The sequence below is a fragment of the Bacillus cereus G9842 genome (assembly GCF_000021305.1).
GTDB lineage: Bacteria > Bacillota > Bacilli > Bacillales > Bacillaceae_G > Bacillus_A > Bacillus_A thuringiensis_S.
In genome coordinates, this window is sequence record NC_011772.1 from 1463449 (window position 1) to 1476347 (window position 12899).

Below are 12899 nucleotides of genomic sequence, written 5' to 3' on the forward strand. Positions count from 1 at the left end.
TTGTAACATGATAATAAATTCTTTTCATATTTAAAGTTCACTTCAAAATATCTTCCGTCTAGTTGGCCTGGCATGTTATTTGACGATTACTTTGCCTTCCATTCCTTTAAGAAGATGGTATCGACATATTAATTCATATGTACCAGTATTTTTAGGTTTCACGGTAATATTCTTTTCTTTTCCTGACTCGACTACGACGTCAATGCCGAGTTTTTTCACTGTAAAGGTGTGCTCGTTTTTACCTTTATTTTTCAATAGTAATGTTGTAGATCCTTCAAGCGGAATCGTGATGACATTTGGATTAAAGTAATCATCATTTAGTTCAACCTCAATCACGTTCGTTAAATCGGTGGGTTGTGTTACGACATTAACTGAGGCAAATACATGAAAGGATCCTAAAGACATCCACCATACAATCATTACAAGCAAACTGCTGAATTGAAATAACCACCTGTTCATAGACATCTGCAATTCTCCTTTGTTAAGTACTTTTCCTCAATTAACCTGCATCATTAGTTTAAGAGTTATACTATACAGTTCAATTGATTATAGAAGAAATTAACTTAGATTTTTTTAACATGCGTTGAAAAAACATGTATCTTTTCAAGATTGAATTATCTATAAAAACTTTATCCCGCTATTTGTCGGGCTGATTAAATTTTCACTTTATAGCATATATACTCTCTTGTTAAATTTCATATACCGTAATAAGAATAAAAAATTATTTTTTCAAAAAAATGTAGTAATTCCTTTTTGTAGTTTGCTATAATTAGTTCGAATGTGGGCAGTATCAGAGTGAACTGCACCATGATTCGAAGTAATATGAAAAATAATAACTTGGATTCTGCCTTGATCCAATAACGGACTGGGACAGAGGGATGAATAATGCCGACTAACACACAACCCTTCTGCCCTTTTATGGCCAGAGGGGTTTTTTATATGATTTCGGCCATCTCCTCTCTCCTGCATAAAGGAGGAGTAGTTTTTGAAAACAAAAACAGATTTTTTGAAGATGAAAGAGCAAGGTGAGCCGATTACAATGCTAACGGCGTATGATTATCCATCTGCTAAATTAGCAGAAGAAGCTGAAGTTGATATGATTTTAGTTGGAGATTCTCTTGGAATGGTTGTACTCGGATACGATTCAACAGTACCTGTAACAGTAGAGGATATGATTCATCATACGAAAGCTGTACGCCGCGGAGCGAAAGAGACGTTTATTGTAACTGATATGCCATTTATGTCGTATCACGTATCATTACAAGAAACGATGATGAATGCACGCCGCATCGTTCAAGAGAGCGGGGCGCACGCATTGAAGGTAGAAGGTGCTGGAGAAGTTATATCAACGATTCAATATTTGACGAACGCAGGAATTCCTGTTGTAGCGCATTTAGGTTTAACACCTCAATCTGTAGGAGTGTTGGGTGGATATAAAGTGCAAGGAAAAGATGCGGAGAGTGCAAAAAAATTAATAGAAGATGCAAAGAAATGTGAAGAAGCTGGTGCAATAGCGCTTGTGTTAGAATGTGTACCAATGCAGTTAGCAGAACTTATTTCAGAACAACTAACAATACCAACAATCGGGATTGGTGCAGGACAAAAAGTAGATGGGCAAGTGCTTGTTTATCATGATCTTATCTCATATGGCGTAAATCGTGTTCCAAAATTTGTGAAGCAATATACTTCTGTTCAAGAGGAGATTGTGCGCGGGATTTCACAATACGTTACTGAAGTAAAGACAAGGCAATTTCCTGAAGAAAAACATTCGTTCACAATGAAAGAAGAAGACCGCTTAGCGTTATACGGGGGAAAACAATAATGAAAATCGTAACTACAGTGCAAGAGATGCAGCAAATTACAAACGAACTGCATGCAAGTGGAAAAAGTATTGGTTTTGTTCCAACGATGGGTTATTTACATGAAGGGCATGCTACCTTATTACGTAAGGCAAGAGAAGAAAATGAAATTGTAGTTTTAAGTGTATTTGTAAACCCGCTGCAATTTGGCCCAAATGAAGATTTAGATCGATATCCTCGTGATATTGATAGAGATGAAAATGTAGCAAAAGAAAACGGTGTAGATTATTTATTTTATCCGAGTGTAGAAGAAATGTATCCATCAGAACAAACAACAACAGTAGAAGTTGTGAAACGCACGGACGTATTATGCGGTAAACAAAGACCTGGTCATTTTGCTGGTGTTGCAACTGTACTAATGAAACTATTTAATATTACGCTGCCAACGCGTGCTTATTTCGGTATGAAAGATGCTCAACAAGTTGCAGTAATTGAAGGATTTGTAACTGATTTCAATATTCCAGTTACAATCGTACCAGTTGATATTGTAAGGGAAGAAGATGGATTAGCGAAAAGTTCTCGTAACGTGTACCTATCACAAGATGAACGTGAAGAGGCTCTTCATTTATACCGCAGTCTATGTATAGCGAAAGAAAGAATTGAGGCAGGTGAACGTAATCCGGAAATCATTACAAATCTTGTGAAAGAGTATATTGAGACGCATACGAAAGGCACTGTAGATTATGCGGATTTATATGCATATCCGTCATTAACAATGGTAGAGAAAGTCGAAGGACGAATCATTTTAGCTATTGCAGTTAAATTTGAAAATGTAAGATTAATTGACAATATAACATTAACGGTTAAATAAGGGGGAGCATCTATGTTTCGCACAATGATGAGAGCAAAGTTACATCGTGCAACTGTAACGGAGGCAAATTTAAATTATGTAGGTAGTATTACAATTGATGAAGATTTAATGGATGCAGTAAATATTGTAGAAAATGAAAAAGTCCAAATTGTAAATAATAATAATGGTGCTCGCTTAGAGACATACGTTATTAAAGGGGAACGCGGTAGTGGTGTTGTTTGTTTAAACGGTGCTGCGGCAAGGCTTGTACAACCAGGGGACAAAGTAATTATTATTTGTTATGGGCTAGTTACGGAAGAAGAGGTTCATAAACAAGAACCAAAAATTGCAGTACTAGACGACAATAATCAAATTATTGAAATGTTAGGTGCTGAAAAAGCGGGTACGATATTATAAGTAGAAAAGCTATCTCCATTGCGGAGATAGCTTTTTTGTGCATCTTTTCATTAAGATGAGATAAAACGTGGTATAGTAACATTATATAAATTATTGTTGTTTGAACGGTAAGAAATTGAGGTGTTACATATATGAGTAAGCGTTATGTCGTTGTTGATTTAGAGACGACAGGGAACTCCTGGAAAGATGGGAAGGATAAAATTACCCAAATTGCAGCTGTTGTAGTAGAAGATGGAGAGATATTGGAGATTTTTTCGTCTTTTGTTAACCCAAAGAGAGAGATCCCACCATTTATTACAGAATTAACAGGGATTGATGAAAGTCTTGTAAAACAAGCCCCGTTATTTCAAGATGTAGCCCCGATGATTGTTGAGCTATTACAAGGTGCGGCTTTCGTTGCGCATAATGTTCACTTTGATTGGAATTTTTTAAATGAAGAATTAAGGCAGGCTGGATATACAGAAATACATTGTCCTAAAATCGACACGGTTGAATTGGCTCAAATTCTTTTACCGACAGCTGATAGTTATAAATTACGTGATTTAGCTAAGAAGCACGAACTAGAACATGATCAACCACATCGTGCGGATAGTGATGCTCTTGCAACAGCGGAATTATTTTTACAATTTTTAAATGAAATTGAAAAGTTACCACTTGTCACGTTGCAATCGCTTTATGAATTAAGCGACGTGTTTCAAAGTGATATAGCTGATGTGCTTTCTGAAAATATTTTAAAGAAAGTAATGCATGGTAAAGAAGATATAGCGGAGTATGAAATACATCGAAATATTGCGCTGAAAAAGCGGAACTATTCCTTAAACCTTGGAGAAACGTGTTCATCAAAGTTTGATGCTTTCTTGAATAAAACGATGGATAAATTGGAATCACATATGCCAAAGTTTGAAAGAAGAGAAAGTCAACAACTGATGATGAAAGAGATATATACGGCGTTAAGAGATTCTCGTTTTTCACTAATTGAAGCCGGTACAGGAACAGGAAAGACTCTTGCGTATTTGCTTCCTAGTCTTTATTTTGCAAAGAGAAAAGAAGAACCTGTCATTATAAGTACACAAACGGTACAACTCCAACAACAAATATTAGAAAAAGAAATTCCGTTATTACAAAAAATAATGCCATTTTCATTTGATGCAGCTCTTCTAAAAGGAAGAAAGCATTATCTTTGCTTACACAAATTTGAGTATGCTTTACAAGAGGAAGAAAAAAATTATGATATGGCACTTACGAAAGCCAAGATTTTAGTTTGGCTATTGCAAACTGAAACGGGTGATCGAGACGAATTAAATATTCCTGAGGGCGGAAAGTTACTTTGGAATCGTATTTGTAGTGATGCGTATAGTCCAGGCGGTATGCAAAGTAATTGGTTTAGTCGTTGTTTTTACCAGCGAGCGAAGAATAAAGCTTTATTTGCAGATATCGTTATTACAAATCATGCGTTATTATTTCAAGATTTTTCAAGTGAAGAACCGCTGTTTGCTTCATGCGAACATATTATTTTTGATGAAGCTCACCATATTGAAGAAGCTGCGAGTAGAACATTGGGTGAACAGTTCTCTTGTATGTATTTTCAATTGGTTATATCTCGTCTTGGGACGCTAGAAACAGAAGATGTACTCTCCAAAGTATATAAAATGATGAAAAAATCAGAGCAAGCATCTCGTTCAACTTTCCGTATGATAAGTTATAGTTTGAAGGAACTTAAGTTTGATGCGGATGAACTCTTCCAAATGTTACGTAATTTTATATTTAAACAAACAAAGCAAGAACAAGGAACAAATAATATGCCGCTCATCTATAGGTATAACGCAGAACTAGAAAAAGGTAAGTTGTGGGATAGTATCGTCGAATTAACAAATCGTTTTATATATGAATTAAGAAGGGTAGTAACTGCTCTTGAGAAGCAAGTGGATATATTGCAAAGTAAGTTAGAATGGGAGATGCATGTTGTAACAGGTGAATTTATGCATTTAATTGAGTTGCTGAGAAAGATGGCAGAATCATTACAGTTACTCGTATTAGAAAAGAATTCGTATGTAACTTGGATGGAGACTGAAACGAAAGGGACGATTCATTCAACAGTTCTATATGCACAGCCTGTTCATATTGGTGAAAGATTTGCTGATAAATTTTTAACAGAAAAAAAGAGTGTTATTTTTACATCCGCAACACTAACAGTTAACGATACGTTTGATTATATAAAAGAGGAACTTGGTTTACATGATTTCGCTCCAAATACTTTAAAGGTTCCGTCGCCATTTCGTTATGATGAACAAATGAAATTAATGGTTTCAACGGATGTACCTTTTATTAAGCAAGTAAGTAATGAGCGATATATTGAATCTGTATCGGAACATATTGCAAAGATAGCGAAAGCCACAAAAGGCAGAATGCTTGTTTTATTCACTTCGTATGAAATGTTAAAAGAAGCGTATGCGAATTTAAAAAATAATGATGAATTAGAGGGTTATTTATTACTCACACAAAGTGTGAATAATAGAAGTCGAAGCCGCTTAATTCGAAAGTTTCAAGAGTTCGACAAATCAATTTTATTAGGGACGAGTAGTTTCTGGGAAGGGATAGATATTCCAGGAGATGCCTTAAGTTGTCTTGTTATTGTCCGTCTACCATTTACGCCTCCTCATCAACCTATGATGGAAGCGAAAGGTGAGTGGCTAAAAAATCAAGGTGAGGATGTATTCGCTAAATTAGCGTTGCCACAAGCAATATTACGTTTCAAACAAGGATTCGGCCGCTTAATTCGAACGAATACAGATACAGGAACGGTAGTAGTGTTAGATCGTCGTTTGACGAGTTCTTCCTATGGAAAACGATTTCTACAATCGATCCCTAACGTACCTCTTTATGAAGGGCCATTAGAAGAATTATTAGTACAATTAGAAGAACCATTAAATGAATAAAAATGGAAGAAAAATACGCCTGAAGTACTTATAAACTTCAGGCGTAAAAAATGTGGGTAGGAGGAATTTTATTTTTCTTACTTCTTGTATACAAAATGTGTTGGTTTTCGACTTGAAACCTTTTTTTGCTGTACATGTCCTGCTATAATAGATGGGTGATGAAGCAGGGGTTGTAAAGAATGTACTCTTATTGTAACCGCATTGCGTTCTTCTATAATTAGAAATTTTTGTGTAACGGAGGAGTTTTTTCATGGAGAAGAAAATCGAAGTACTATCAACGACGCGTATTAAATATTCGTCTGATTTGTATAAAATTGTTGATAGTTTGAATCGTACGTTAAAAGAGCAGGACCTCATGTTCGGACTAGCATTAGACGAAAAAGATAAAGAAACAGCTGTATTTACGATTTACAGAACGTAGCGATACAATGAAAAAGTGGATCTTTGCAATCATTATTGTTATCGTTGCTAGCGGAATATATGGGGCGTATGTTTATAATAAAGCGATGGGAAAGAAAATTCCAAAAGAGTCGAAATTTGTAGAAATTGCTAAAGAAAAAGCAAAGCTTACAAAGGTGAAATCTGTTGATTATTACAACGGAAAATCTGCATATATAGTCGTGCAAGGTACAGATGAAAAGGGAGAACAACTTATCGTTTGGGTGCCTGAGAAAAAAGGGGATACTGTAGTAAGGAAAAAGAGCGAAGGTATTTCTGAAAAAGAGGCTATACAAAGAACAGTAGAACAAGTCGGCAATGAAAGTAAGGAATCAAAAAGTAAGCCGAAAGAGATTATGAAAGTGAAATTAGGCTTTGAAAATGATGTACCACTATGGGAAGTTACATATATTGATGATGACAATCGTTATAGTTATTACTATCTTGAATTTAAAGATGGAAAATTTTTAAGACGATATAGCATTGAAAAATAGATGTAGGGGGAACTACAAATGAAATTAGCAAAGCGAGTAGCTGCTTTAACACCGTCTTCAACTTTAGAGATTACAGCAAAGGCACAAGCATTAAAAGCAGAGGGTCATGATGTAATTGGATTAGGGGCAGGGGAACCTGACTTTAATACACCAGAGCATATTATGGATGCTGCACATAAAGCGATGTTAGAAGGGCATACGAAGTATACACCAACAGGTGGATTACAATCGTTAAAACAAGAAATTGTGAAGAAATTTACTCGCGATCAAGGTATTGCGTATGATCCATCTGAAATTATTGTATGTAATGGCGCAAAGCATGCATTATATACATTATTCCAAGTATTACTTGATGAGGGAGATGAAGTTATCATCCCAACTCCTTACTGGGTAAGCTATCCAGAGCAAGTAAAGCTTGCTGGCGGTAAGCCGGTTTATGTAGAAGGTTTAGAAGACAATGAGTACAAAATTACAGCAAAGCAGCTGCGTGAGGCAATTACAGAGAAAACGAAAGCAGTTATTATTAATTCACCGAGCAATCCAACAGGAATGATTTATAGCAAAGAAGAATTACAACAGCTTGGAGAAGTATGTTTAGAACATGATATTTTAATTGTTTCTGATGAAATTTATGAAAAATTAATTTATGGTGGCGTAGAATATATTTCAATTGCCCAGCTTTCTAATGCATTAAAAGAACAAACACTTATTATTAATGGTGTATCTAAATCTCATTCTATGACAGGATGGCGTATTGGATATGCTGCAGGAAATAAGCAGCTTATTAAAGCGATGACGAACTTAGCGAGTCATAGTACGTCAAACCCTACTTCAATCGCTCAATACGGCGCAATTGCGGCATATGCAGGCTCACAAGAACCTGTGGAAACAATGCGTCAAGCCTTTGAAGAGAGATTAAACATCATTTATGATAAATTAATTCAAATCCCTGGCTTTACTTGTATTAAACCGCAAGGTGCATTTTACTTATTCCCTAACGTAAAAGAAGCTGTAGCTTTATCAGGATATGCAACAGTTGATGATTGGGCAAAAGCTCTATTAGAAGAGGAAAAAGTGGCTCTTGTACCAGGTACAGGATTTGGTGCTCCAAATAATGTTCGTTTATCATATGCGACATCTCTTGAACAAGTAGAGAAAGCATTGGAACGCATCCATACATTTATGAAAAGTAAAGTGCAAGCTTAATTGTATATTTCATTTATGTAATATACAAAACCTCCCTATTAATGGGGAGGTTTTTTTGACGAATTGTGGCAAAAAGAAATAGCTAAAGGTGTGTTATACTAGAGAGCGAGGTGTTTGGTGATGAAAAAGAAAATGATGTTACAGTGGTTTGAGCAGGGAAGCATTGCAATTCCAAAATTGCTTATGATGCATTATAAAAAATTAGGTTTAAATGAGACGGAATTTATGGTTGTACTTCATATACATACATTTTTAGAATCAGGTAATTCGTTTCCGACTCCTTCAGAGATTTCTGAACGGATGACGATAACAGAAATGAAATGTATGGAAATAATTCAGGCGTTGATTCAAAAAGGTTTTTTATCACTAGAAGGTGGACAAAGATCAGAAGCGATGATGTGCGAAAGTTATTCTTTACAACCGTTATGGGAAAAAATATTACATTTCTTAATGGATGAATCAATAGAGGAAGAGCAAAAAGAAAAAAAACAGCTGCAAGTAAATTTATATACAGTATTCGAAAAAGAATTTGGAAGACCACTTTCGCCGTTCGAATGTGAAACGTTAGGAATGTGGGAGGACCAAGATCAACATCATCCAAATTTAATTCAAGCGGCTCTTAGAGAAGCTGTAATGAGTGGAAAACTAAATTTCCGATATATTGATCGTATTTTATTTGAGTGGAAAAAGAATGGAATTAAAACGGTAGATCAGGCTCAAAATCAAGGTCAAAAATTTAGAGCGAATCAACAAAGAGCACAACAAATGACAAAACAAGAGACGAAATTTACTGGAAAAGTGCCTTTTTATAATTGGTTGGAGCAGTAATATAGGAGGGGAAATATGCTTAACAAAACGCAAATCCGTTATTGTTTAGACACAATGGCGGATATGTATCCAGAAGCACATTGTGAATTGGTTCATGACAATCCATTTGAACTTGTAATCGCGGTGGCGTTATCTGCACAATGTACAGATGTACTTGTAAATAAAGTGACAAGAAATTTATTTCAAAAATATAAAACACCAGAAGATTATTTAAGTGTTTCTCTAGAAGAATTACAACAAGATATACGCTCTATCGGATTGTATAGAAATAAAGCAAAAAACATTCAAAAATTATGCCGAATGTTATTAGATGACTATAATGGGGAGGTACCGAGCGATCGAGATGAACTTACGAAATTACCAGGTGTAGGAAGGAAAACAGCGAATGTTGTAGTTTCCGTAGCGTTTGGGATTCCGGCAATTGCTGTTGATACACATGTGGAGCGAGTGAGTAAACGATTAGCGATTTGTAGATGGAAAGACTCTGTGTTAGAAGTAGAAAAAACGTTAATGAAGAAAGTACCGATGGATGAGTGGGGGGTTACGCATCATCGTATGATTTTCTTTGGACGTTATCACTGTAAAGCACAACGACCGCAATGTGAGGAGTGCAGGCTGTTAGAAGTATGTCGTGAAGGAAAGAAGCGAATGAAGGTGAAATAAAGGATGGAGCGAGTTATAGAAATACCGAAAGAATTTCATTGCTTACCATTTTTTAAAGAAAGCGTAAATTCAATTGAGTATCATACAGACGAGTCTTTTGAAGAAATAATACAAAATACTTACTTTATATTTGATATTGAAAGACAGTATGAGCCATGGAAGGAAATTGAAAACAGTATTCCAGCAGTGTTGAATGTATGGAAAAATAAGCATGAAGACATTGCTATACTGTTTCGAAATAGAGATAAGCAAGAGGCTGAGGGGCCAATGATTCTTTTTGCAGCTCACTTGTTATCGGTTGTCTATTGGTTAAATGAGCAACCTGTTCATAGTTTGAATGAAATGCAAATAAATACGAATAAATTAAAAGTGCAACCTGTTAATTTTATGGAAAGGTATTCATTCATTATAAAGAAACCGAGTAATTATCATTCTTATATTCAATTAGCGCAGTTATATATCGAAATAGAAAAGCTGTTTGTAAAGAAAATGATAACAAAAAAGAAGTCTGCTTCTCGTTAAGAGAAACGGACTTCTTTTTTTGTTTATTAGGACTCTGTTGTAACAACAGCACCGTCTGCCTGAGGTGTATCTCCTCCGGTATTTTGGTGTTGCTGTTCTTGTTGTTTCTTAGCTTCGTCTTCAGCTTTTTTCTTGGCCTCTTCTTCAGCTTTCTTCTTAGCTTCGTCTTCAGCTTTTTTCTTAGCTTCGTCTTCAGCTTTTCTTCTAGCTTCCTCATCAGCTTTCTTTTGAGCTTCTTCTTGCTGTTTACGTTGTTGTTCTTGTTGCTGCTGTTCTTGTTGTTTCTTAGCCTCTTCATCAGCTTTTTTCTTAGCTTCGTCTTGTTTTACTTTATCTTCATTAGCTTTTTTCTGGGCTTCCTCATCAGCTTTTTTCTTAGCTTCTTCATCGGCCTTTTTCTTAGCCTCTTCATCAGCTTTTTTCGCATCTGGAGTTCCGCCAGGCGCAGTGAAGGATGCACCAATTGCTGGGCTTGTTCCAGTACCTTTTTTCGCTACTACAGAGAAGCTGTAAGTAACACCTGGTTTAATACCACCAAGAGTAGCTGTCGTACCACTTATTGATAGGCTACCACTTGAACCGTCAGTTGCTTTATAGCTGGCTGCATATGCGTCAACTTCTGCTGGTCCAGACCAGTTTAGTGTAACTGTGCTAGCGCCATCAAAAGTGACATTCAGACCACTAGGGGCATCTACTTTAATTTGTTTAATTGCATCTTTTTTCGCACCTTTAACGTATAACTCTCCGTTTATTTCTTGTACAGAAGAAGGACGTTCAAAGCGTTATTTATCTGTAGCGAATTTGCTCATCATTATTTGGAACATTTGCTGTGCAATTCTAGTGGAGCGATCACTAACATAATTTTTTGGACCATCTTTTTCGTAACCAGTCCAAACAGCCATTGTGTATTGTGGTGTATATCCAGCAAACCAGCTATCTCTGTTTGCATCAGCTGGGATATCATATTTTTGAAGAACTGATGCATCAAAGTTTTGTGTTCCTGTTTTACCTGCTACGTCAACACCTGAAACGTATGCTGTTGGACCTGTACCACCAGAACCAGGTTTTACTACGTCACGAAGAACGTCAGTAACCATGTAAGCTGTATAGTCTTGCATTGCGCGTTGTTCCTTAGGTTTAAAGCTTTTCTTTTTCCCGTCCGGGAAGGTTACTTCTTTTACGAAGTGTGGTTTATTATAGTTACCACTATTACCGAAGGTTGCATATGCACCTGCTACTTCCAATGGAGACCCCTCGTTACTACCGATTGCTGTTGATTCGTAGACTTTTCCTTCTTTAAAGGTCATGCCTAAACCTTCAGCGAATTCTTTTGACTTATTAAGACCAACTGTTTGTGCTGTCTTTAAAGCTGGAATGTTTAATGACTTTTTCAAAGCTTCACGTAGTGAAACGTCACCTTTGTAGCTCTTTGTTGCATTTTGTATTTTTTTACCATTGGAATACGTATACTCTGAATCGTTTAATTGATGGTATGTAGACCATTGTAAATTTTCAATTGCCGGACCGTAGTCGAAAATTGGTTTCATTGTTGAACCAACTTGGCGTTTTAAATCAGTTGCCATATTATGACCTTTGAAAGTAGACTTACTTTCTTTACGTCCAGCACCAATTGCTCGAACTTCTCCAGACTGTGTATCCATAAATACGAATGACCCTTGGAATTGATCGTCTGGATACTTAATAAGATTGCCATCCATAATTTTGTCAGCGTAATCTTGAGCATCTTGATCAAGTGTTGTATGAATCGTTAAACCATCTGAACCGATATTTACATCAGGATATTCTTTTTCAACTTCTTTTACAACCGCATCTAAAAATGCTTGATACTTCATCTCAGTTACTTCTGAAGACGGTTGAAGGCCCTCTGTTACTGGGATCTTAACGGCGTTATTCATTTCTTCTTTTGTTATATAACCATGTCGATTCATTAATGATAATACAACATTACGACGATTTGTTGCTCGTTCAACATTTTCCTTTTTTGTTGGATCATAAATGTTTGGACCTTGGGGTAAACCAGCGAGCATAGCAGCTTCATGTAATTGCAAGTCTTTTAAATCTTTACCATAATATTTTTGCGCTGCTGTCGCAATACCATATGAACGGTTACCTAAATTAATCTTATTTAAGTACATTTCTAAAATCTCATGTTTAGAGTATTGTTGCTCTAATTTATAAGATAAGTACCATTCTTGTACTTTTCTCTTAGCAGTTTTATCCATCGTTAGAAAATAGTTTTTAACGACTTGCTGTGTAATCGTACTACCACCTTGGGAACCGAAACCACCAGTGACATTTTCCATAACTGCTTTTGTAGTTCGTTTAAAATCAATTCCATTATGATCATAGAAACGCGAATCCTCAGTTGCAAGGAATGCATTTTCAACTACTTTTGGAATTTGATCATAAGTAACATGCGTTCGTTTTTCAGCACCGTATTCATAGAAGAAATTCCCGTTTTTATCAAGAAACTTTGTTGATAAAGGATTAACAAGTTTGGATTTGTCTAATTTTGGAGCGTCCTTTACCATAACAAAGAAAGCGGAAACGCCGGCTACGAGACCAACGATACCAAGAAGTAGACAACCTATAAGGAATTTCTTGAAAAAGGAGCCTTTTTTCTTTGGTTTTTCTTCTTTATGTGTTTTTTTCTCTTGATTTTTCACATGATTTCGTTCTGTACGAGAACGATAATTATCTGACATTATACTTTCTCCTACCTTTC

General features: G+C 36.0%; 11 protein-coding genes and 1 pseudogene. 10 read left to right on the forward strand and 2 right to left on the reverse strand.

Translation table 11 applies throughout. From position 1 onward, the window contains the following. Positions 1-75 precede the first annotated feature (75 nt). A complete protein-coding gene (locus tag BCG9842_RS07420; RefSeq protein WP_000062377.1) occupies positions 76-465 on the reverse strand; it encodes a cupredoxin domain-containing protein in 390 nt (129 codons plus the stop codon). 520 nt (positions 466-985) lie between these two features. On the opposite strand from BCG9842_RS07420, the gene panB reads away from it, so the two are divergent. From panB to BCG9842_RS07470, 10 genes are all read left to right on the forward strand, one after another. After that, positions 986-1822 (forward strand): 3-methyl-2-oxobutanoate hydroxymethyltransferase, encoded by an 837-nt coding sequence (gene panB, locus BCG9842_RS07425; protein ID WP_000851105.1) that lies wholly within the window; start codon positions 986-988, stop codon positions 1820-1822. After that, positions 1822-2670, forward strand: a complete 849-nt coding sequence (panC, locus tag BCG9842_RS07430) for a pantoate--beta-alanine ligase (protein WP_000707008.1) — start codon at positions 1822-1824, stop codon at positions 2668-2670. Before panB ends, panC begins: the two co-directional genes overlap by 1 nt. 12 nt (positions 2671-2682) lie before the next feature. Then, the gene (gene panD, locus BCG9842_RS07435) at positions 2683-3066 is read left to right on the forward strand and encodes an aspartate 1-decarboxylase (RefSeq protein WP_000490186.1); all 384 of its coding nucleotides are present in this window, start codon (positions 2683-2685) and stop codon (positions 3064-3066) included. A 131-nt stretch (positions 3067-3197) separates the two neighbouring features. After that, positions 3198-6002 (forward strand): ATP-dependent DNA helicase DinG, encoded by a 2805-nt coding sequence (dinG, locus tag BCG9842_RS07440; RefSeq protein ID WP_000044950.1) that lies wholly within the window; start codon positions 3198-3200, stop codon positions 6000-6002. A 250-nt stretch (positions 6003-6252) separates the two neighbouring features. Beyond that, positions 6253-6423: a YpmA family protein gene (locus tag BCG9842_RS07445; protein WP_000412179.1), complete on the forward strand. Its 171-nt coding sequence runs from the start codon at positions 6253-6255 to the stop codon at positions 6421-6423. 7 nt (positions 6424-6430) lie between these two features. Continuing rightward, a complete protein-coding gene (locus BCG9842_RS07450; RefSeq protein ID WP_000758741.1) occupies positions 6431-6934 on the forward strand; it encodes a cell wall elongation regulator TseB-like domain-containing protein in 504 nt (167 codons plus the stop codon). A gap of 18 nt (positions 6935-6952) precedes the next feature. Next, a complete protein-coding gene (gene aspB, locus BCG9842_RS07455; RefSeq protein ID WP_000761569.1) occupies positions 6953-8140 on the forward strand; it encodes an aspartate transaminase AspB in 1188 nt (395 codons plus the stop codon). Between the two features lie 120 nt (positions 8141-8260). Then, positions 8261-8968: a DNA replication protein DnaD gene (dnaD, locus tag BCG9842_RS07460; RefSeq protein WP_000728537.1), complete on the forward strand. Its 708-nt coding sequence runs from the start codon at positions 8261-8263 to the stop codon at positions 8966-8968. Positions 8969-8983: 15 nt separating this feature from the next. Beyond that, positions 8984-9631, forward strand: coding sequence for an endonuclease III (gene nth, locus BCG9842_RS07465; RefSeq protein WP_000933035.1), 648 nt, complete (start codon positions 8984-8986; stop codon positions 9629-9631). Between the two features lie 3 nt (positions 9632-9634). Further along, positions 9635-10153: a YpoC family protein gene (locus tag BCG9842_RS07470; RefSeq protein ID WP_000442661.1), complete on the forward strand. Its 519-nt coding sequence runs from the start codon at positions 9635-9637 to the stop codon at positions 10151-10153. A gap of 26 nt (positions 10154-10179) precedes the next feature. Here the strand turns inward: BCG9842_RS07470 and BCG9842_RS07475 are convergent. Then, positions 10180-12879, reverse strand: a pseudogene (locus tag BCG9842_RS07475) (PBP1A family penicillin-binding protein). Positions 12880-12899 lie beyond the last annotated feature (20 nt).

What these genes read in the sequence shown, in the direction of transcription:
- BCG9842_RS07445 (WP_000412179.1), top strand. Translation starts at nt 6,253, where the DNA reads ATGGAGAAGAAAATCGAAGTACTATCAACGACGCGTATTAAATATTCG.
- BCG9842_RS07450 (WP_000758741.1), top strand. Translation starts at nt 6,431, where the DNA reads ATGAAAAAGTGGATCTTTGCAATCATTATTGTTATCGTTGCTAGCGGA.
- aspB (WP_000761569.1), top strand. Translation starts at nt 6,953, where the DNA reads ATGAAATTAGCAAAGCGAGTAGCTGCTTTAACACCGTCTTCAACTTTA.
- dinG (WP_000044950.1), top strand. Translation starts at nt 3,198, where the DNA reads ATGAGTAAGCGTTATGTCGTTGTTGATTTAGAGACGACAGGGAACTCC.
- panC (WP_000707008.1), top strand. Translation starts at nt 1,822, where the DNA reads ATGAAAATCGTAACTACAGTGCAAGAGATGCAGCAAATTACAAACGAA.
- nth (WP_000933035.1), top strand. Translation starts at nt 8,984, where the DNA reads ATGCTTAACAAAACGCAAATCCGTTATTGTTTAGACACAATGGCGGAT.
- BCG9842_RS07420 (WP_000062377.1), bottom strand. Translation starts at nt 465, where the DNA reads ATGTCTATGAACAGGTGGTTATTTCAATTCAGCAGTTTGCTTGTAATG.
- dnaD (WP_000728537.1), top strand. Translation starts at nt 8,261, where the DNA reads ATGAAAAAGAAAATGATGTTACAGTGGTTTGAGCAGGGAAGCATTGCA.
- panD (WP_000490186.1), top strand. Translation starts at nt 2,683, where the DNA reads ATGTTTCGCACAATGATGAGAGCAAAGTTACATCGTGCAACTGTAACG.
- BCG9842_RS07470 (WP_000442661.1), top strand. Translation starts at nt 9,635, where the DNA reads ATGGAGCGAGTTATAGAAATACCGAAAGAATTTCATTGCTTACCATTT.